The sequence below is a fragment of the Mycoplasma elephantis ATCC 51980 genome, assembly GCF_000687815.1.
Lineage (GTDB): Bacteria > Bacillota_I > Bacilli_A > Mycoplasmatales > Metamycoplasmataceae > Mycoplasma_H > Mycoplasma_H elephantis.
The window spans coordinates 1-22,196 of record NZ_JHXU01000014.1 but is presented as its reverse complement, the minus strand read 5'-3'; the positions used below and the strand labels follow the sequence as shown (position 1 = coordinate 22,196).

General features: G+C 25.6%; 23 protein-coding genes. 11 read left to right on the top strand and 12 right to left on the bottom strand.

Annotated features, from left to right (window positions below; genetic code table 4):
• The first annotated feature begins 442 nt into the window (after positions 1–442).
• Positions 443–880: a hypothetical protein gene (locus T380_RS0103390; protein WP_027334477.1), complete on the top strand. Its 438-nt coding sequence runs from the start codon at positions 443–445 to the stop codon at positions 878–880.
• Between the two features lie 351 nt (positions 881–1,231).
• Here T380_RS0103390 and T380_RS0103380 read toward each other — a convergent pair whose 3' ends face one another.
• From T380_RS0103380 to T380_RS0103370, 3 genes are all read right to left on the bottom strand, one after another.
• Entirely contained in the window at positions 1,232–1,921 is a 690-nt protein-coding gene (locus T380_RS0103380) for an N-acetylmannosamine-6-phosphate 2-epimerase (RefSeq protein WP_027334476.1), read from the bottom strand.
• Positions 1,905–3,638 (bottom strand): PTS transporter subunit EIIC, encoded by a 1,734-nt coding sequence (locus T380_RS0103375; RefSeq protein ID WP_027334475.1) that lies wholly within the window; start codon positions 3,636–3,638, stop codon positions 1,905–1,907. Before T380_RS0103375 ends, T380_RS0103380 begins: the two co-directional genes overlap by 17 nt.
• Positions 3,639–3,757: 119 nt before the next feature.
• Positions 3,758–4,567 (bottom strand): MurR/RpiR family transcriptional regulator, encoded by an 810-nt coding sequence (locus tag T380_RS0103370; RefSeq protein WP_027334474.1) that lies wholly within the window; start codon positions 4,565–4,567, stop codon positions 3,758–3,760.
• 48 nt (positions 4,568–4,615) lie between these two features.
• On the opposite strand from T380_RS0103370, the gene T380_RS0103365 reads away from it, so the two are divergent.
• Entirely contained in the window at positions 4,616–4,966 is a 351-nt protein-coding gene (locus T380_RS0103365) for a YigZ family protein (protein ID WP_051600016.1), read from the top strand.
• Between the two features lie 84 nt (positions 4,967–5,050).
• Positions 5,051–6,553, top strand: coding sequence for a 2,3-bisphosphoglycerate-independent phosphoglycerate mutase (gene gpmI / locus T380_RS0103360; RefSeq protein ID WP_036437061.1), 1,503 nt, complete (start codon positions 5,051–5,053; stop codon positions 6,551–6,553).
• A 20-nt stretch (positions 6,554–6,573) separates the two neighbouring features.
• On the opposite strand, the gene T380_RS0103355 is transcribed toward gpmI, so the two are convergent.
• Entirely contained in the window at positions 6,574–7,401 is an 828-nt protein-coding gene (locus T380_RS0103355; RefSeq protein ID WP_027334471.1) for a deoxyribonuclease IV, read from the bottom strand.
• Positions 7,395–7,826: an RpiB/LacA/LacB family sugar-phosphate isomerase gene (locus T380_RS0103350; RefSeq protein WP_425411602.1), complete on the bottom strand. Its 432-nt coding sequence runs from the start codon at positions 7,824–7,826 to the stop codon at positions 7,395–7,397. The genes T380_RS0103355 and T380_RS0103350 overlap by 7 nt, the downstream gene beginning before the upstream one ends.
• A gap of 74 nt (positions 7,827–7,900) precedes the next feature.
• On the opposite strand from T380_RS0103350, the gene T380_RS0103345 reads away from it, so the two are divergent.
• From T380_RS0103345 to era, 5 genes are read left to right on the top strand one after another with little or no spacing between them, the layout of a single operon-like run.
• Positions 7,901–9,937: an Mbov_0121 family peptidase domain-containing ABC transporter gene (locus T380_RS0103345; RefSeq protein ID WP_027334469.1), complete on the top strand. Its 2,037-nt coding sequence runs from the start codon at positions 7,901–7,903 to the stop codon at positions 9,935–9,937.
• Complete coding sequence (locus T380_RS0103340) at positions 9,915–10,298, top strand: MAG1140 family protein (RefSeq protein WP_027334468.1); 384 nt, start codon at positions 9,915–9,917, stop codon at positions 10,296–10,298. The genes T380_RS0103345 and T380_RS0103340 overlap by 23 nt, the downstream gene beginning before the upstream one ends.
• A gap of 15 nt (positions 10,299–10,313) precedes the next feature.
• Positions 10,314–10,781 (top strand): rRNA maturation RNase YbeY, encoded by a 468-nt coding sequence (gene ybeY / locus T380_RS0103335; RefSeq protein ID WP_027334467.1) that lies wholly within the window; start codon positions 10,314–10,316, stop codon positions 10,779–10,781.
• Entirely contained in the window at positions 10,782–11,183 is a 402-nt protein-coding gene (locus T380_RS0103330; RefSeq protein WP_027334466.1) for a cytidine deaminase, read from the top strand.
• Positions 11,183–12,064, top strand: coding sequence for a GTPase Era (gene era, locus T380_RS0103325; protein WP_027334465.1), 882 nt, complete (start codon positions 11,183–11,185; stop codon positions 12,062–12,064). The genes T380_RS0103330 and era overlap by 1 nt, the downstream gene beginning before the upstream one ends.
• A 3-nt stretch (positions 12,065–12,067) precedes the next feature.
• Here the strand turns inward: era and T380_RS0103320 are convergent, their stop codons facing one another.
• The 7 genes from T380_RS0103320 to rpsF form a co-directional block, all read right to left on the bottom strand.
• A complete protein-coding gene (locus tag T380_RS0103320; protein ID WP_027334464.1) occupies positions 12,068–13,285 on the bottom strand; it encodes a CNNM domain-containing protein in 1,218 nt (405 codons plus the stop codon).
• An 18-nt stretch (positions 13,286–13,303) separates the two neighbouring features.
• Positions 13,304–14,920 carry a replicative DNA helicase gene (gene dnaB / locus T380_RS04270; RefSeq protein WP_051600012.1) on the bottom strand — a complete coding sequence of 539 codons (1,617 nt, stop codon included), beginning with the start codon at positions 14,918–14,920 and terminating at the stop codon, positions 13,304–13,306.
• The gene (gene rplI, locus T380_RS0103310; protein ID WP_027334463.1) at positions 14,910–15,368 is read right to left on the bottom strand and encodes a 50S ribosomal protein L9; all 459 of its coding nucleotides are present in this window, start codon (positions 15,366–15,368) and stop codon (positions 14,910–14,912) included. The genes dnaB and rplI overlap by 11 nt, the downstream gene beginning before the upstream one ends.
• 1 nt (position 15,369) lies before the next feature.
• Positions 15,370–17,352, bottom strand: a complete 1,983-nt coding sequence (locus tag T380_RS04075; protein ID WP_051600010.1) for a GGDEF domain-containing protein — start codon at positions 17,350–17,352, stop codon at positions 15,370–15,372.
• Positions 17,353–17,422: 70 nt separating this feature from the next.
• Positions 17,423–17,674 (bottom strand): 30S ribosomal protein S18, encoded by a 252-nt coding sequence (gene rpsR, locus T380_RS0103300; protein ID WP_051600008.1) that lies wholly within the window; start codon positions 17,672–17,674, stop codon positions 17,423–17,425.
• A 9-nt stretch (positions 17,675–17,683) separates the two neighbouring features.
• Positions 17,684–18,175 carry a single-stranded DNA-binding protein gene (locus T380_RS04070; protein WP_051600006.1) on the bottom strand — a complete coding sequence of 164 codons (492 nt, stop codon included), beginning with the start codon at positions 18,173–18,175 and terminating at the stop codon, positions 17,684–17,686.
• Positions 18,176–18,191: 16 nt separating this feature from the next.
• Positions 18,192–18,674, bottom strand: coding sequence for a 30S ribosomal protein S6 (gene rpsF, locus T380_RS04265; protein WP_051600004.1), 483 nt, complete (start codon positions 18,672–18,674; stop codon positions 18,192–18,194).
• A gap of 173 nt (positions 18,675–18,847) precedes the next feature.
• On the opposite strand from rpsF, the gene topA reads away from it, so the two are divergent.
• The 3 genes from topA to T380_RS04060 all read left to right on the top strand — a co-directional run.
• On the top strand, positions 18,848–20,704 hold the full coding sequence (gene topA, locus T380_RS0103285; RefSeq protein ID WP_036437057.1) for a type I DNA topoisomerase: 1,857 nt from the start codon (positions 18,848–18,850) through the stop codon (positions 20,702–20,704).
• Positions 20,705–20,774: 70 nt separating this feature from the next.
• The gene (gene hrcA, locus T380_RS0103280) at positions 20,775–21,803 is read left to right on the top strand and encodes a heat-inducible transcriptional repressor HrcA (RefSeq protein ID WP_027334460.1); all 1,029 of its coding nucleotides are present in this window, start codon (positions 20,775–20,777) and stop codon (positions 21,801–21,803) included.
• Positions 21,796–22,196, top strand: a 401-nt coding sequence (locus T380_RS04060; RefSeq protein WP_036437054.1) for a hypothetical protein, incomplete at its 3' end; no start/stop codon positions are given. The genes hrcA and T380_RS04060, both read left to right, overlap by 8 nt.

Genomic DNA, 22,196 nt, shown 5'->3' with positions numbered 1-22,196 from the left:
GCGCATAAAATTATTTTTCTACAGAAATATAAAAATATTGTTAATAAAATATAAAAAATCAAAATAATAAATTTTAATATTTTGATTTAAACAAAAATATAAGTATCAAACATACTTAATTAATATACGGTAATTAAAAGTTGTAGCACTAGATAAACTAAAAGCTATAATTTTAAATAAATTTACCTTATATTTCTTGTTATAAAAACAGAAAAAGTATTAACTCTGTATTGTAATACACAAACCTTTTTTAAATTAAAGATATTTAAAAATATAAAAAAGTAGAAATTATAATATAAGCATTTTTAAAAAAAACTAACTCAATTTTCCAATACAGTATTCATCTAAAAAATAGGATAAATCTTCTTTTTTTTCATATTTTTTTATTTTTTTATCAAAAATTGTGATTTTTCATACTTTTATTAATGAGGTAATAGAAATTATGAAAAAAATAGAAAAAATAACATTGATAAAAACTGAAAAAGCTACCAAAAAAGAAATAAATCAAGTTTTTAACAAATTTAAGAATATCAATTGTGATAGAATGATAAATGAAGAGAATAAAGAAAATTCTTACATTTTATTGGAATGAAATAGGAACGACATGAAAAATAAAGAGGCAAAAATACCAGAACAAAATAATTGAGGTGGTTTAATAGAAGCTGTAGTACAAGCAATAACGCCGGTGTTTAAGGATATGCTTGATGAATCAAATGAAAAACAAGAAGCTAAATTTAAAGTTATGTTAGATGAATCAAATAAAAAACAAGAAGCTAAATTTAAAGTTATGTTAGATGAATCAAATAAAAACCTAAAAACTGAAATTCTTAATGAAATAAACCCTAGATTTGATGCAATAGAAAATGATATAAAAATCTAAAATCTGATGTTACAGAATTAAAATCAGATGTGGCTGAATTAAAATCAGATGTTTTAGAATTAAAATCTGATGTAAAAATGCTTAAATCATTCCATGTTGAAGATATTAAAAAATATAATAAAGAAAATCATAAATATTAATTTTTCAGTAAAAAATGAATATTTTACATTTATTTTTTAATTTATATATTCTACATTTTATTAATAAATAATATAATATGCCTTAAATATAAATAATAATTATTTTAAAAAATAGTTTAAATTATAGAATATTAAAAAATTTATTTATTATTTATAAATTTTTATTTTTATGTCATTTATAAATAAAAAGACTTATATAAAGTAAGTCTTTTTATTTTATATTTTCAATAAATCATTTTGTTATAACATTAGGCCTAGTAATCATTGAACCAACTGTAACACAATTTGCTCCAAGTTTAAATGCTTTTTTAACATCGCGTGGAGTATTAAATCCTCCTTCAGCTACAATGTACTTTTTATATTTTTTATTTAATTCTAAAAGATTATGCAAGAATTCCATATTATTATCTAAATTGCTTTTATTACATGTTTCTTTTGTATATCCATGTAATGTTGTTCCAATTATATCAAAACCTAACTTCATTGCATTTTCTGCATCATCAAGATTAGAACAATCAGCCATTAATAATTGATCTTCAAATTTATTATTTTTAAATCATAAAACTAATTCTTCTAATGTTTCTTTTGGCCTATTTCTTAATGTGGCATCCATCGCAATTATTGGAACTCTCTTATTAGTTAAAACCATTAATTCTTTAAGTGTTGGTGTTATAAAAACATCAGAGCCACTATAATGTTTTTTAATCAAACATATAAGTGGTATCTCCTTTGGGACAATCGACATAACCGCGTCAATATTTTCTTCTTGGCTAATTCTAATTCCTTTAGCTCCTCCAGAAAGAACTGATTTTACAATTAAAGGCACTACACCTTTACCATACATTGGTTCTTCTTCAGTTGCTTGACACGAAACTATAAAAAGTTTATCTTGTAATTTCATTAGTTTTAATTTGATTTATTTTATCAGCAATAATTGTTGCTTTACCACCGAGGATGACTTGCACACTTAAACCTTTATGAATAACGCCAAATGAGCCAAATTCTACAAAATCTTCATCCTTTAAATTTGTATCATTCTTCAATTCTACTCTTAATCTTGTTGCACATGCTGATACAGATTTTAAATTATCAATTCCACCAAGTTTTTCAATAATTCCTAAAACTTCATTATCATTTGTTATCTTTTTACTATTTTTTAGTTCATTGAATTGATTTTTTGTAACAAGACCAATATTACTGCCTAAGCGACCTGGTGTAGCAATTTTTCCTTTTACTATCCAGAAGTAGAAAATAACAAATGTAATCACAGCTAAAAGCAATGATCAAACAAATGCTCAATAAAATGCTGTTCCTTTTGCAACCGGAAGAGCTCCATAAATTATAAGATCTATAAAACCACGAGCAAAACCTACCCCTATATGTGCTTGAGATCATGACATCAAACTATATGCCAAACCACTAAATGGTACATATACTGCATAATAAAGTGCTGGAGCCACAAAAAGAAATGTAAATTCTAAAGGTTCTGTTATACCAGTTAAAAATGCAACCAACATTGCACTACCAACAGTATACGAAACTGTCTTACGGTTTTGTTTTTCCGATGCCAAAATCATTGCTACACCAATACCCATACATGTACCCAAATAAGTTGGATAGTCTTGCGTAAATCTACCAGCATTTATGTTCAATTTATGATCAAAAAACTTGAATAATTGCATACCTTCTAATGTATTTGTACTCATGCCATTGATCATATTTCATATATTTTGGTCACCAACTATTTGTGAATTATTTTTTGAAAAGTAGCAAATAGCTTTTTTAATAATATCAGCACTTTCAAGAGTTATTTGACCATTTGCTAATGCTGTATCTATTTGTTTTATAGATATTACACCCCCAAATTCTGTTTGAAACGCCATAACTATTGGAATATGGTGTAAACCAAAAGGCATTAGTGCCCTACCTAATACCCCATAGATCATACCGTCTAGTCCACGAGGTGATTTTTGAAGTAAAGTACCTATATAATAAATACCTTGTCCTATAAGTGGTCAAATTAATAAAAATACTAGAGCCACCATGAATGAAATAGGTACAAGAATAATTGGAACTAATCTTATACCCGAAAAAAAGCTAATACTTTGTGGTAATTTAACCATTGAAAAATAATTAAATGTATAAGACGTTATTAATCCAATAACTAACCCACCAAATATGCTTGTGTTTAAACTTGTTATACCTAAATTCTGAACAATAACTCCGCCAACAATTTTTTGAAATCATAAAACTGATATTGCAGTTTTGTTTTCATCAAATTGTATAAAAGCGTATTGCGATGCATTAAATACTAAATATGCTATTAATGCGGCGAAACCTGCTCCACCTCTATCATTTGAAAATGTAATTGCAACCGCAATACAGAAAAGAACAGGAAGATTGCCAAATACAATTTCGCTCATTCCTTTAAAAATGTTTGCAAAAACTTTTCCAATTTCTGAAGATGTATTTGCTCCAATAGCGCCACCTATTCCAAGGAGTAAACCCGCTATAGGAAGTATAGCTATTGGCAACATTAAACCACGAGCCAATTTTTGGAATCAACTTTTAATAATTCCTTTTTGAATCATTGGTTTTCTATGAATAGTTTTTTCCATTTTACCTTTCAATAAAAGTGAGTAATTTTATTACTCACTAAAATTGTATTTTGATAAATATGGTAACGTATCCATTTGTAAAAATTGTTTACAAAATAATCACAGTTAAATAAAATAAATTAACTATTATTTCAATCTTCAATAATTTTTGTTTGGTTTTGTTTAATTTCCGAAATATTAGTTAACTCAATTATTTTAAATAATATTAAATCTAGAATATATTGTTGTAAAACTTTACTAGATAACGCATTTATTCTATTTTTTTGTTCTAAAACTTGATGTAATAAAACATTATCAAATCTCTTTTCTAGTGTTCTGTTAGCAGTAATTATCAAAAAATCAAAATTATTTTCTATAAGAAAATTAATTAAATAGCGAAACTCTTTTGTTTTGCCGCTTTTTGAAAGCAATATGATTAATGGTTTCTCTTGTTCCTTAATATAAAAACCAATAGATAAAAGTAATGTATGAAAATCAGAATCATAAATCGGATTAATTGATAATTTTTGAATGCTATGAGCAAATTCTTGACACGCTATAAATGAAGACCCTATACCGAACAAAATTACTTTTTTGGTTTTTATTATTTTTAAAGCAGCCTGATCTACTTTTTTAATATCTAATGAATTGACAGTATTTTGAATGGCATTAATATAATAAAATGCTACCCTATATGCCAAGTCTTGATTTTGTCTGTCTAGATTTATTGAATTTAAATATTTATGACGAATATAAAATTGCATTTGCTTGAAAGAAGAAAAGTTTAATTTTTTTAACAATTTTGAAAATAATGCTGTTGAAACATTGCTCTTTTTTGAGCATTTTTCAATAGAATTTGTTGAATAAAAGTCAAGATCGTTATTTATATCCTTAACAATCATTTTCTCTGTATCTGTCAATTTTATAAATTCATCCTTAAATAATTCCATAAATTAATTATACTTTTGTATTTTAAAAACAAATATATAATAAATATAATGGTCAAAACATATGAATTAATTGTATTAAATTCAAAATTTATATCTTATAAATTTGATATCAAGAATAAAAAAGAGATAAAACCAATAATTGAAAATTTATGAAAAGAACATAAGAAGGCAAGACATATAGTTTATGCATATATAATTGGAGAAAACAACACATTAAATGCTGGTTACGATGAAAATAAAGAACCAAATGGAACGGCAGCAAAACCAATTTTGCAATTAATGATAACAAAAAAACTTACCAATACTTTAGTAGTTGTTGTTAGATATTTTGGCGGAACTAAATTGGGAGCAGGTAGATTGCTTCGTACATATTTATCTTGTGCAAAAAACGTACTTTAATAAATTATTTCCACTAAAAAATAATGTTTTTAACTTTATGCTCCCTAAACATTTATAATTATTTTTAATAAAATAAGGAGAAATATGAAAAAATCAACAGTATTAATTGTTATAGATGGATTAGGATTAAGACAAGAATCACAAGGTAATGGTTTTAAATTAGCAAATACACCAACATTTGATAAACTTTTTAAGGAATACCCAAATTCAGTTATTCAAGCAAGCGGAGAGTATGTAGGTTTACCCGCTGGACAAATGGGTAATAGTGAAGTTGGCCACCTTACTATAGGTGCTGGACAAGTTGTTTATACTGGTTTATCGCTAATAAATAACGCAGTAGAAAATAAAACATTCAAAAAAAACAAATATTTTTTAAATACATTTGAAGAAGTTAAAAAAACAAACTCAACATTACATTTGATGGGATTGTTAAGTCCCGGTGGTGTTCACTCGTTAGAAAATCATTTATTTGAATTATTAGATGCTGCACATGAAAATGATGTTAAAAAAGTCAGTGTTCATGTTTTTGGAGATGGAAGAGATGTTGCCCCAAAATCAATTAAACCTTCATTAGAAAAATTACAAACAATTTGCAAAAAATACAACTATGAAATTGCTACAATTGGTGGTAGATTTTATGCAATGGATCGTGACAAAATGTTTGATAGAAATGAAATTGCATATAAGGCTATATTAGGTAAAGGTGATAGAAAATTTGATGATATTTTCAACTACCTTGAATCACAATATAAAGACGGAATTTTTGATGAATTTATATATCCTGCAATGAATTCAAAATGCAAAAATTTTGTAAAAGATAATGACAGCATTATTTTCTTTAACTTTAGACCAGATAGAGCTAGACAACTTTCGCATATGTTGATAGGTAGCGAATTATATGATTACAAACCAAGTTCATGTGTGAAAATAAATAAATTTGTTTCTATGATGAAATATGAAGGCATTAATTGCGAAATTGCATTTAGCGAAATGGTTATAAACATGCCAATTGGTAGAGTTTTAGAAAAATCTAATAAATCACAATTACGTTTAGCTGAAACGCAAAAATATGCTCACGTTACATACTTTATGGATGGCGGAAATGATATAGAACTTAAAAATTCTCATAGAATTATGGTTCCGTCACTAAAAATTGATTCATATGCTGATGCACCTCATATGTCAGCTGAAAAAATTACTGATGAATTAATTGCAAATGGCCTTAAGTATGATGTAACAATTATGAATTTTGCAAACCCTGATATGGTTGGACACACCGGTAATTTAAAGGCAACAATCGAAGCTGTAAGTTTTCTTGATACACAAATTAAAAGAATTTGAGATTGAGCTGAAAAAAATAATGTTGCCGTATTTATAACAGCTGATCACGGAAATGCAGAAATAACCGAAGACAGTGATGGAAAACCAGCAACAAAACACACATCAAGTCCAGTAATGTTAATTAGTAATGATAAATCATTAAAACTAAAAAATGGGTCATTAGCAAATATTGCACCTACAGTTCTAGATTACTTAAAAATTGAAAAACCAAAAGAAATGATGGAATCATTAATCATTAAAAAATAAAACCAACATGGTTTTATTTTTTAATTTTCTAAAAGTATTTTTATTTCCTTATCATAAATAGGGCCATCTTCTTTTCAAGGAGTTTCTAGAATTATGGGGATATTATCAAATTCTGGGAGATGAATAAGTTCTTTTAAAGTTTTTAAACCTATATAACCTTCCCCAATGTTTTCATGTCTGTCTTTGCGAGATAATATATCATTTTTCGAATCATTTAAATGTACAACCATAATGTGTTCTAAAATCTTTTTATCTTTTAAAATGTTCATAAAATCATTGATATTTTTAATATTATAGCCCGCATCCCAAACATGACACGTGTCCAAACAAATACCTAATCTATTATTGTTTACCTTATTCAAAACATATAGTAATTCATCAAAATTTTTACCTATTTCTGTCCCTTTTCCCGACATTGTCTCTAATGCAATGCAAACATTTTTTGTTTGAGAAAAAATGTAACTTAAATTTTCGGCAAGAACATCTAAACATTTTGTTCTATCAAATTTTGTTGATGCACCAGGGTGTAAGACTAAATATTTGCATCCTATATAATTCATTCTTTCAATTTCCTTTACTAAAAAATCTCTTGTAAAGGCTGTTTTTTCTGGATTTGAAGGGTTAACAATATAAGGTGCGTGAACAACAATATCTTCAATTTTTATGTTTGAAGAAAATTCATTAAGAAAATCATTTAATTTATAATTATTTGTACTAATTCTAAAAGTATTTTGTGGCGGACCTAAGTAAATCATCATAGTATTAGCATTGTTATTTATAGTTTCTTTACCTGCTCCATACAAATAATCAGGAGCTTTGAAAGAAACGTGAGAACCTAACTTTATCATTTATCTATATCTTCTATTCTTTTTTGATGACGTCCACCTTCATACTGTGTTTTTTGAAATTCTTCTATCATTTTAATTGCTTTTCTTACAGATGTTTGTCTACCCCCCATCACCAAAACATTTGCGTTGTTATGCAATTTAGCAAGTTTAGCATCTTCAATAGAAGTAACTCTTGCAGCACGAATATTTTTATGGCGGTTTAAGGCATAACTGATACCCAAACCAGTTCCGCACATTCCTATAGCTAAATCAGGTTTATTTTCTAAAACGTAATTAGCTAATTTGTGTGCTTGTTCAGAATATGAAGCAATTTCTCCTGGTTTAGATCCTAAATCTACAATCTCATAATTATTCTTTTCAAAATATTTTTTTAATTTTTCTTTTAACTCACATGCACCTTGATCGTTAGAAATGACTATTTTCACTATTACTTTTCCTTCCTTTTTAATATTCTTTTCCTTTTATTTCAATTTTATAACAGAAAATGTTATTTATAAGTATGGAAATAAAAAAACAAAAAGATTTAAGAGATTGCGGACTTGTAGTTTTGCAAGCAATATATAAGAAATTTTTTAATAGATGAATCAATTTAAATGAATTTAAAATTCAAGTAGAGTATGGAGAAAACGGAATAAATTTATATACTTTGACAAATTTAGCTAAAAAATATGGAATATTACTAAAATCTATGGAGGGAGATTTTAGTTGTTTAAATGAAATCAAAATTAATAACCCTATTATTACAGTAATAAAATCGAAAGGTGACTTTCATTATGTTTTAATCTATAAGAAAAATAAGAAATATTTTTACATTTGCGATCCTTTAAAAGGAAAATACAAAATAACGCATGAAGAATTTAAAAATCAATATTTAGGCATTATTATATTTTCTAAAAAAATAAAGAAAAGAAAACTTACAAAACTAATTGAAACAAATACTAGTAGTATTTTTGAACATACTAAGCTTTTCCCTTTGTTCATTATCTCATTATTACTAATGTTAGTTATAAACATTGTTCTTAATGCTACTATGAAAATTATCATAGATTTTTTCATAACAAATGAAAACACAAAATTGTTAAAATGATGTTTAATACTATTTGCAATTTTAATTGTGTTTCATTTGTTTAATAAACTTTTTTATAATATACTAATTATCAAATTAGAACAAAAAATATATTATTCAATGTGAAACAATTTAACCAATAAGATAATGAGTTCCAAAACTAAATATATTAATAAATTGACTAAACAAGATTACTTAAGAAGATATGGTTTGCTATCAGAAATATCTTCATTTCAAGCTATATATTTATTTACTTTAATATACCAAATTATCGTATTTTTATTTTCTATAATGACAATGCTTTATTTAAGTTTTTATTTAAGCATAATTACAATTTCTGCAACATTTATTATGTTTCTTGTTTCATATATTTTTAAAGATATAAAATTAAAAAAATATAATGATTTTTTGGAAACATTATTAGAGAATAATAATAAAAATATTGATTTCATTTTTAATATAAATTCAATAAAAATCAATAATTTTTTCTTCAAAAAAGAATGAAAATGTTCACAAATTAATAGTATAAACAAACAAAATGCATTATTATATTTACAAGAAAAACACAATATTATTAATATGATAATTTCAATGCTATCACCATTAATTATTATTTATTTTTCTGTTATCAAAATACAAAATAATAATATGACAGTCGGAACAATGATTATGTTTATTAGCATGTTTAATTATCTATGTGATTCAAGTTCATATTTTGCAAATTTACTAACAAATATAAATCAATACAAAACAAATGTAGAGTTAATTAATTTTATTCTTAACTTTAAAGATGATAACTTAAATGAAAATGGAATAAATCTTACAAAAATAAATAACATATCCATCAAAAACCTTTCATTCGAATATGAAACCAATAAACCTATATTCAAAATTGAAAATTTCGATACCAATAAATCATTTTCAATAAAAGGGAAAAATGGAAGCGGTAAAAGTTCATTATTAAGCATATTTGCAAATAACACAGATTATGATGGAGGAGTTCAGATAAATGGTATTCAACTAAATCAATTTAATAAAAAGCAATATCGAGAATTAACTTTTATAAATTTAAATAATGAAATATTACCTTCTTGTCAAATTGTAGACTATATATCACAATATGATGAGGTGGCAAAAAATGAGTTATTAAACAACATTCATAAATATGACCTTTTTAATATATTGAATGATTTTAATATAGATATAAATGGTAGCATTAAAACCAATGGAGAAAATCTATCAACAGGTCAAAAGAGCATCATAAAATTATTAAAATTATTCACGAAAAAGTATTTTTTGATCTTACTAGATGAGGCTTTCGAGAACATAAATGAAGCAAGTAAAAAAGATTTGTTTAAAGCAATTAAGGCTTATCAAACGGAAGCATTTTACATTGAAATAACACATCAAAATAACAAAATAATAAAAAACGGGGAGGTGCTAGAAATTGTCTCAACCACAAAAATCTAAATGAATAATTTTTATTTTTATAATAATTATAATAGCCAACATCACCATACTATATTTCGTTTTATCATTTAATGTTGAAAAAACAGTTGATGTAGAATTAAAAATTGACAACCAAGATTTGATTACTTTTATAACAAGAGAACAAAGAGAACACATAGGGATAGATGATAGGCTTTTTGTAGTTAAGAATCCAAATAAAATTGAGGAACTAAAAATAAAAGAAATAATTTATGAAAACAATTTATTTAAAATAATCTTTGACATCAAAATTGACAATATAATCAAAAATAGTTTTTTAGATAAAAAAGCATTTTTTATCTTAGATAAACAAAATATATTTGAAATAATTACTAATATATAAATATATAATTAATAAATGACCAAAAAAAATGATATTGAAATAAATATTGTAAATAATGTTAACGCTAATTTAATTTTTAGTGATGAAATTTATTTAATAACAAGTATTTTTAAAGATTTTTTTAATATAAAAAATAAATTAGTTATTGATTTTATAATTGAAAGTCCCGATGAAATACATAGATTAAATAAAGAATATAGAAATGTTGATAAAACAACGGATGTATTATCATTTGGTCTTGATGCATTAGATATATACAAAAATTTAGATATTTTGCCTCTTGGTGAAATTTATCTAAACTATGAACAAGTAAAAATTCAATCTAGAGAATATAATCATTCTTTAAAAAGAGAGTTTTGTTATTTATATTTACATTCTCTACTACATCTTTACGGATATGATCATATTTTAGAGGAAGAAGCTAATGAGATGAATGCGATAGCTAAGGAAATAATGACGCTCGCAAAAATTGAAAGGAATTAAATGAATGAATTATTTAAAGAAGTAAAACAATTGTTACAAAAATCTTATGCACCATTTTCTCATTTTAATGTTGCCGCAATTATAGTTGAAAAAAATGGTAAAAAACATTATGGAGTAAATGTTGAATGTGCAGCTTACCCTAGTGGGCTTTGCGCTGAGAGAAACGCTATTTTTAGTGGAGTAACAAATGGTTTAAAACCACACAACATTCAAGAAATGCATTTAATAAGCAGCAAAAATACAGGGGTTATCAATTCTTGTGGAGGATGCTTACAAGTAATGAATGAATTTTTGGATAACAATGCTAAAATTTATAGTTATTCATTTGACGGAAGTAAAACAAGAATTACAACTATTAGAGAAAATATGCCTTTTGTTGTTAGTATGGAGTTATTCGAATAATGAAAGTATGTTTTGCAACAATAATAGGTAGACCAAATGTGGGCAAATCAACCTTATTAAATAATATCATTGGTTTTGAAGCTTCAATAGCAACTAATGTTGCGCAAACAACAAGAAAACAAATCCATGGAATATATACAGATAATGATTATCAAATTATTTTTTGTGATACTCCCGGAATACATAAACCAATTAATAAATTAGGTGAGCTCCTAAACAAACAAGCATTAAATAGTCTTGAAGATATAGATTTAGTTTTATTTTTATCTCCACTAAATGAAAAAATAAGTCAAGGAGACTTATTTATTTTAGATAAAATTAAGAATTTTAAAAATAAAGTAGCCATTATTTCAAAGACTGATATTTTAAGTAAAAATAAAAATACTTACATTAAAAAAGTGGAACAATTAACAAATTTAGGATTCAAAGAAATATGACCATATAATGATAAAAACAAGGAAAATTCAACAAAAATTATTGATAATATCAAAAAATATGCTTATGATTCCGAACCATTTTATGACAAAGACCAAATTACAAATGAACCTGTTAGATTTATTGTTTCAGAAGCAATTAGAAAATATATAAATGAAAATTTAAGAGATGAATTACCTCACTCTGTTTGAGTTGAAATCACAAGTTTTAATGAATTCCAGGGAACAGATAATCCATGAGAAATAGAAGCAACAATTTATGTTGGAAGAGAATCTCAAAAAGCAATTGTTATTGGACAAAATGGAAAATTAATTAAAAAAATTGGTATGTCCGCTAGATTATATTTGCAAAATTTACTTGATCAAAAAATAAAATTATTCCTCAATGTAAAGGTGAATAAAAATTGAAATAATAATGAAAAACAAATGAAAAAATGGGGTTTATAACTTTTAAATTAATAGTAGCTCAAAAATATATTCCTTATTTTTTGTAACTCCAACAACCTTTACCGTAAATAAATCTTTATAAGTGAACCTTAAAGCCCGAGTAATATGCTTATCATTTACTTGATTTTTAATTCAATTTATGAATGAAATATCATCATCAGTAGTTTCAATATTTATGTTTATTGCTCTTGATACATTTTTTAAGGGAGTATGTGGTTTTATTTGAAATCTATCGGTTGATCACTCCGTTATATCTTCTTCCTCATCGAATTCATCATATATTTCACCTACAAGCTCTTCTAAAATATCTTCAACCGTTATAAGCCCAATCGTATCAGTGCTTGAGTTATTTTTTACAACAAAGCCCATTTGTGATTTATCTTGTCTTAATTTATCCAATGCACTTGATAATGAACTATTGCTTGAAATTAGTGGGGCACTTTTAATATATTTCATAACACTATCAGTATCATTAGCATCAAAAATATCTTTTATATGAATAATACCTACAAATTGTTCGTCTTTTATAATTGGGATTCTAGAGAAATATGTGTTTTTAATAATATTTTTTACGTCTTTTATAGTTGCGGAATGCGGAACATAATCAATTTCATTTATTTTTATGTAATGTTTGGACACTTTTTGGCTGTCTAAATCTAAAGCGTTATTTGCAATAATTGCTTCATCCTTATCTAGAACACCTTCTTTTGCCGCTATATCTAATGTGTGTTTTAATTCATTTTCAGTATTTGTAACTAAAGCTTTTCTCGATATTTGAGATAATAAAAACGTAAATGGTCAAAATATTCAAAATCAAAATTCTATAAAAAAGCAAATAATTCGTAAATAACCAAATGGATGAGCTTTTGCAATTATTTTTGGAGTTATTTCTCCAAAAATAACAATAATTGGCGTTAATAAACCCGTTGAAATTAAAGCAATTGTTGTGTCATTGGTAAAGTTTTTAGATAAAATTATTGAAAATAACGTTGAAGATCCTATGTTTACAATGTTGTTACCAATTAATATCGTTGAAAGAATCATATTAAATTTATTAATATGTTTTTTAATTAGTTTTGAACCTAAAACATTGGCTTTAATTTTTGCTTGCAATTGACCAGGATTTACTGAACTATATGCCATTTCTGCACCACTAAAAATGGCTGATAAAATAATTAAAACAACCAAAATTACTAAATATATTATTTCTTCTCGTCCCATTTCTTTCTTTCTTCTATTTTAAAAATCATCATTATCATTAAAATTATTACTACTACTATAATTTTGAAATGTATTTGTGCTACGCATAAAATTTAATGATATTTTACCAGTAGGTCCGTTTCTATGTTTAGCAATAATAATATCCATTTTATCAACTTTATTTGTGCTGTAAAAAATATCATTATTATCAGTGTTTGCCTCAGATTCTTTTCCAGAATCTAAACCTCTTTTTTTTCTTGATGCATAATATGCATCAGAGTGTAAAAATATAACAATATCCGCATCTTGTTCAATACCACCTGATTCACGTAAGTCACTTAGAATAGGGGTCTTATTTTCTCTTTTTTCAAGTTCACGAGATAATTGGCTTAATGCAATAATTGGAACATCTAGCTCTCTAGCAAGTTGTTTTAATGTTCTTGAAATCATGTTTATTTCATTTTGTCTATTTCCAAAACTAGAAGATTTATCAGAAGTTAGTAATTGCAAATAATCAATTACAACAAGGTCTAATCTTTTAATTTTATTTAATCGCCTTAATTTTCATGCTACATCAGTTATAGTATTTGTTGATGAATCATCAATAAACAAATTTAAATTTGATAAGTATTCTTTAGCAATTTCTAAGTTGTTTAAATCTTTTTTACCATCTCTTTTTGTACTTTTTTCTATTAAATTAGGTAATTTAAGAACTTCAAGTGGTACTTGAGATTTAATTGAATAAAATCTTTCAATTAATTGACGCGACGGCATTTCTAATGAAAATAATGCTACTCTCGTTTTTTCATTTTTATCTTTAGATACAGGAATTTCTATTATTTCATTAATGTTATCTTCGCTAAATTTTTCATTTCCTTGATTAATTTCTAATTTAGGGGTATTTCTACTTTTTTCATTTAATGCATTTAATGTTAAATTTAAGGCAAACGCTGTTTTCCCCATAGATGGACGGGCACCTATAATTATTAAATCTCCTTTTTGGAAACCATTTGTCATACCATCAAGGGCTTTAAAATTACTTGGAACACCTAATAATTCATCAGAATTGTTATTTTTACGCACATTAAAGTCAGCTCAAAATTCTTCATTTAATTCTTTTAATTCGCGAAAATCTCCTGTGGTTGCTCCATTTCTTGTAATTTCAAGAACTCTTTTTTCTATTTCTTCTAGTAAAGTTTCTTTATCTAATGCTTTATCATTATTTTGTAATAAATTAACTACATAGGATAATGAATTTTCTATTTCTCTTATTTCCGATAAATTCGCTATTCTTTTAACAAGGTTGTCGGTTTGTGTAGAATATCCGGCAAATGATGATAAATTATTCAATAAATCATAATTAATAACGTTAGATAAATTTTGCTTTTGTGCCTCATCAATAATTTCTATTGATGAAATTGATTTTATATTTGACTGTTCTGATAAATCAATAATAATACTATATAAAGATCTTAGATCGTAATAGAAAAAATCTTTAGGTTGTAAATATCCAATAACACTAGTTATTGAACTTGGATTATTTAAAATAATACCTAATAAACTTTCTTCAGATGCGCGTGACTTATATTTTGATTCCAAAATTTCTGGCATTTGTGGCGCAAAATTATTTTTATCTATTTCATTATTATTTATCATTATTTCGTACCTCAATTACAATTTTTGCATAAATATCTTTGTATAAACTAATGTTTATTTCATGCATCCCTAATGTTTTTATGTTATTCATGCTTATTTGAGATTTTTTAACATCAAATCCTAAATTTTGTAAATCCGTAATTATATGCTTTGCACTAACACTTCCATGAACATTAAGATTATTATTTGCATCAATATTAGTATCTAATTTATAGACAAATTTAGCTTTATTTTCAATATTTTGCTTTAATTCTATTGCTTTTTCTCTATTTTTGGTATCTTCTATTTTTATATTTTCAAGTTTATGATTTAAAATTTTGTTAGTTGTTGAATTATAAGCTACGGCAAATTTGTTTTTTATCAAATAATTTGTTGCATAACCATTAGTTACATCAAGTATATCATTTACTTTTCCATCTTTACAATCTTTAATTAAAATAACTTTCATTTTACACCTCTTTATTTATTGTTTTTTCACTAATTATTGCCTGTCTAATATTACTTAAAAATAAGTCAAGTTTTTCATTTGAAATAACTGCTGCCGAATTAAAATGTCCGCCCCCTCCTAATGATTCAGCTATTAATTGAATGTTTGTATCTATACTTCTTATTGATAATTTATATTGTTTTTCATCAATTCTACCAACAACAAAAGATGCTTTTCTTCCATAAACTTTTAAAATTTCATCTGCTGTAATACTTATTGTGTCTGAAGGCATTTCTTCATCTAGATACGCTAAATAATAACCGGGTTTTACTTCTTCTATATTTTTCAATATTTTTTGAATTATAACTTCGCTTTCTTCTGTATGTTTCATATATTCACTCGAAATAACTGTTTGTGCTCCACATTTTTCTAAATATGATGAAGCATCAAATGTTTTAGATGAAGTTGCTTTTCTAAATTTATTAGTGTCTGTATAAATACCGTTTAATAAAAATTGAGCAATTTTTGTATCCATTGTTTTATCTTGAGCTAGAAAACGGTAAATATCCACAACAATTTCTGATGCACTAGATGCGTATGAATCGATGAATGCATTTAATGGGTTTAAATAATTTAAAGTAGTGCTTACACGATGATGATCTATTACAAAAATGTTTTCAAAATTAACTTTTTTAAAAAAATCTCGATTTTCTGTTCTTAATGGGTCATTTACATCGGTCATTAATATAACTGAATTTTGATCAATAAGTTGAGTAGCTTTTTCTGGGGTTATTATATTTTTAATTAATGGATCATTTTTTATAGAATCAATCATATTATCTGTTGTCCTATCATATGTTTTCCCAACTATATATGCATTTTTATTAAATATATTGTTCGAAATATATCAAAGACCAAACGAACTTCCGAGCGCATCTAAATCAGAAATTTGATGTCCGTATATGAAAACGTTACTGATATTATTTTGTTCTAATGTTTCCTTAATTCTTGTAGAAATAAGTTTTATTTTTGTCCTTGAAGTATCAACTATAATTTCTGTTTGAGATCCAAAATAAAGATTTTCTTGATTTTTTCTTATAACTGTTACTTGATTACCACCTCTATTTTGCGATAACTGAATTGCGTAGTTTGCTGTTTTAAGTAATTCTGGTAAATTATGAAAAAGAGAAGCAATACCCATAGATAATGTTAATTGAATATTTTTAATATTTTTATCTAAACTAAATTTAAGTTCATCTAAAAATTTGAATTGATCAAAAATCATTTTATTTAATGAATTTTCATATGTAATAATAATGTATTTACCTTCAGCATATTGACGATATAAAAAGTTATATTTTTTAGACATATTTTCTAAAAATTTTGTTGCAGATGCCTTCATAAAGAAAATTTGTTCCTCATTTAAGAGTGATCTATAATACTGAAAATTATCAATCTCCGCTTCACCAATAACAATTCTTTGATCATAATAAAAATTGTACAAATTAGATTCTTTAGAAACATCCTTAAAAATAACCATATTTTTATGAGGTATTAATACAACTTCTAATGAATAACCATTAATTTTTCTAAAATATGTATTCGAAATCTTTGAAAAATCAAGAAATTCTAAAAATTCATTGATTTTCTTACCCACACTATTACCATTAATAACTTGTTTAATAAAATCTGATTCATAAATAATTCTTTTTTTATAATCAAAAATTATTATTCCAACACCAAAATTTGACAATTCATTATCCATATAATAATTTAATGAATTATTTTTATAATAATCCTTGTTATATCTTCTTAAAAGCGATAAAAAGCTTACTAAAACTAGGAAAATATCACAAACAAGAAAAATACCTAAAAGAATAAGTATTACATTTGTTATTGTTTTAAATTTATAAGCCTCAAACCCTATTATTATGGATGTTATAATTAATATTGATAAAAGAATAGATATTGATGATATAAGAATTAAAATTAAACGTTTTTTCATAATATTATTTTAATTATATATTTATATATATAAATTAAATAAAAAAACTTACCAGTGAAGGTAAGTTTTTTTATCTTTTAATACGTTCTTCAGTAAATGGTAATAGTGCCATGAAACGAGCTCTTTTAATTGCTGTTTCTACTAATCTTTGTTTTTTAGCTGGGACTCCAGTTAATTTAGCAGGCAATATTTTGCCATGACTATTAATTAATTTCTTTAGTAAATCAACATCTTTATAATCAATATATGTTTGAGAAACTTTTAATGGTGAAAAACGATTGCGTGGGGTAATTTTGATATTATTTCTTTTTTGAAATGTCATTTTTTCCTTCTATTTTAAATCATCATCATTAATATCTATGTTATCAAATTCATTTTCATATTCTTTAGCTAATGAATCTGCTGTAACATTATTGTCATAATCTTTTTTGAAACTTGGGTTTGGATCTATATTTGTATTTTTAAATGATTGCGTATATTCTCTTCCTGCCTTTTGCATTCTTTGTTCAATTACAGAACGAGGTTCAAGAATTTTAATATTATCAACAGTTATATCAGTAGTATAAACTGTTTGATTATTAGCTTTTACATAACTTCCAGTAGTAATTCAACCTTCTACAGCAATCAATGTACCTTTTGGAACATATTTTGAAATAAAATTTGCTGTATTATTTCAACATACCAATGATAAATAGTCTGTTTGAGGAGTAGTAGTTTTTTCTCTTTCAACAGCTAAATTAACTCTTGCGACACAAAGTTTATCACTTATTTGATTAAAACGTGGGTCGTCTGTAAGTCTCCCTATTAAAAATACTTTATTCATTATGACTCCTTAAAATTTAATTTTTTGATTCTTCAACCGTTTTTTTACTTTTTGCCTCAGCAAATTTACTATCTACAGTTTTTTGAACTGTTTTTTGTATTTTTTCAAGTTTTTCATTTCTCTCAGCACGTTTTTGTGCAATTTTCGCTTCAAAAGCGTCGCGTCTTTCTTGATCGCGAGCTTCTGCTCACTTTTTATATTTTGATTTTGGTTTTTTACTTAAACCTTTTTCTTTATCCATATTGATAATAAGATATCTTCAAATTGTTTTTAAGATATTTGCTTTACGACGAAATTCTTTAACTTCATCACCAGATGCACTAACATGAACTAAAATGTATTGAGCAGTAGTTGACTTATTAATTTCATAAGCTAATTCATTAATAGGTAATTTTTCAACTTTATCTGCTGGTTTTGAAAATACTTCCTTAATTAATGACGATACAACTGCTTGGTCTTGCTTTGGATCAATCATTAATAATATTTCATATTTAGCCATTTGTCTCCTTTTGGTCTTCGGGCATACTTGCCAAGGAATATATTTAAAAAGTATCCTATTAAAAATATATTCTAATTTATTATATATAAGATATTCCAAAAAAAACAATTTTTTCAAAATAGCAAAAATAGAGATTTTTGTATAAATTTTAAAAAATGTAATATATTTAATTAATGGAAAATACAAAAACACTTGTTATAGTAGAATCGCCAAATAAGATTAAAGCGATACAAAAATACCTAAAAAATAATGGTATTGATTGTGATGTTGAAGCAACTATTGGTCATATAGCAATATTACCAACAAGCGGCAAAGATAGATTAGGAATTGATTTAGAAAATTGAATACCTTTATATAAAATAGATCCCGCAAAACGTAAAGTTGTTTCAAACTTAAAAGCTAAGGCAAAAACATCTGATAAGGTTGTTATTGCAACAGATCATGACCGAGAGGGTGAAGCAATTGCCGATAATTTAGTTGAATATCTTGATATTAAAAATAAATATGTAAGAATAGTATTTAATGAAATTACTGAGAGCGCTATAATTGAAGCTTATAAAAATCCAGGAAAAGTTGATCAACAACTTGTTAACGCTCAAAAAGCAAGAAGAATGTTAGATAGAATTTTAGGATTTAAACTATCCACATTAATGCGTCGCAACATAAAAAACACAACGATAACACCAAGCGCTGGTCGGGTACAATCAATAGCTTTAAAACTTGTTGTCGATAGAGAACATGAAATAATTTCGTTTGTCCCTACTGTTTATTTTAATATTGTCGCTAATTTTAAAGATGGTAATACAGCTAAATATTTTGATCCTAACTCAACTCAAGAAAACAAAGAATGAATTATTGGAAATAATTTAGAAAAAATTTTAAAAGATTTAAATGGACCTTTAAAGGTAAAAAATGTAGAAACAAAAATTAAATCAGATGATAGAGTTACCCCATTAAAACAAGCAACCTTATATAAAAAGGTTTCATATTCTTCAGGAGTTGTTCAAGCTTCTGCGCAAAGATTATATGAAGGTTACAATGATGATGGAGGGTTAATTTCATACCCAAGAACTGATTCTACAAGATATAGCGCCACTTTTTTACAAAATGCAAGAGATTATATAACTAATAAATATGGTAGTGAATACTTATTAGATGAAATAAAAGGGGCAAAAGCAGGAGATCAAGATGCCCACGAAGCAATTAGACCAACAGACCTAAGTCTAACACCTGAAATTGCAAAGGATAAATATAATCTTTCAACACAAGATTATAATGTGTATAAATTTATTTATAAAACCACTTTACAATCATTAATGAAGCCATCACAAAGAGAAGTTACATCATATATATATGAAAATAATGGACATGTTTTTAAAAATAATAGTTCAAAAATAGTGTTTGATGGATATACGGTAATTGATGATGAAAAAGAAACGAAAAATAATAATTTTTCTTACAAAATCAACGATTTTGTTGATGTTAATGAATATAAAGATTCTAGACATGAAACAAAACCACCAGCAAGATATACTGAAGGTTCATTAATTAGTATGTTAGATGAAATTAAAGTTGGTAGACCAAGTACATTTGCTTCTACTATAAAAATAATTAAAGATCGCGAATATGTTATTAAAGATGGTTCCTCATTAATTCCAACAAATTTTGGATTAACAGTGCTAGAACAATTAACAAAACATTTTCCTAGAGTAATTAATGAAAAATATACAGCGTTTGTAGAAGAGCAATTAGATCAAATTGCACAAGAAAATAAACCAGTCCAAATTGTAATGAATGATTTTTCGGATGAATTCAATAATGAGCTAGAAAATGCTACAAAAACAATACAACCAACATTCTTAATTCCTAAAACTTTTGATGAAAAGTGCCCAGAAGATAATGGAGATTTAATCGAAAGAAAAAGTAGATTTGGAACTAGATTTATAGGATGTAAAAACTTTCCAAGTTGCAAATACACAAAATCTATTTCAACAAATAAGTTTTTTAGAAAAAAAATAAAAGTAGAATAATAAACATATTAATTATGTTTATTTTTTTTATTAGCAATGAACTGCCAAATATCATATATAATAGTTTAATATGAGTATTAATAGTTTTGAAAAAAATATCATTGATGAAAAAAATCAAAATTATTTAAAACTAATTATAGAGATGTATATTTCTGATGGAGACCCTGTTTCAAGCGGTAACTTACTTGAAAAATATAATCTAAATGTATCTAGCGCAACAATAAGAAATGCCATGGCAAAACTAGAAAGTGTTGGTTTATTAACTAAAGAACATATTTCAAGCGGCAGAATTCCTACAATTAGAGGTTTTGAATATTATGGACGATATTTAAGCGAAGAACATGAATCCTCAGTCCAAAGTAAAATTGAAGATATTTTTGCTAAAAGACGGTTATCAATAGATGAAACTTTGGATGAAGCATTAAAAAAAATTAGCGAAATGTATTCACTTACAATTGTTACCACAAAGGATAATTCATCTGAATTATTAAAATCTATTCAATTGATACCTATTTCAGAAAACCAAGGAACAATAATTATAGTTAGTTCATTTGGTAATGTATGATCAAAATTAATTGATATAAGCGAAAACCAAAATATTGATGATGTAAGAATAGTTATTAGACTTTTTAAAGAAAGACTTATTGATACGCCTTTAATTGAACTTGCCGAAAGATCAAAACAACTCGCTCCTATTTTTAGCAAAATAGTTAAAAACTATGAAACTTTATTAAAAAATTTTGTTGATAATATATTCCAATTTGCCCAAAAAAATATCAATAAGATTTACAACAAAAGCAATATTATTTTATCGAAAGATATTTCGAGAGAAAATTTAAATAAATTAATATATACAATTGAAAATAACTCTATTTGAAAAACTATCGAGAACAAAACCGAGGACGATCAAAACATAAAAATTGAGATAAGAGGAGATAGTACACTAATATCAAAACGTCTTGAAAATGATTCTCAAATAAAAGAAATAAGTATCGTCGGTTCCAAAAGATTGGACTTTAGCAAAGCAAAAACAACTATAAATACAATAGATTCCATTTTAAAATCAGAAACTATTAAAAAAGGAGAAAAAAATGCCTAAAAATAACATTAATTCTAATACATCTGCGGAAAATAAGGAAAAAATGACAACAAAAAATACAAAAACAGATAGAAATAGTGATGAAATAAAAATTACCTCAAGCAAAAAAAATTCAAGTAATACTAGTAACTCAGAAAAAGAATTAAAAGATTTAATAAAAGAAAAAAATCTTGAAATTACAGCTTTAAAAAACGATCTTAAAAAAGCACAAAATAATGAACAAAAACTACAAAAAGATTATGAAAAAACCAAAAGTTCGTTACAAAGTTCAAGTGATTTGGTTTCTAAATTAAAAGGCGAAAATAGTGAATTAATTAAAAAAGAAAAAGAACAAAATCAAGAAATAAATGCTTTGAAAAATGATTTAAAAAAATCTCAAAATAGCGAACAGAA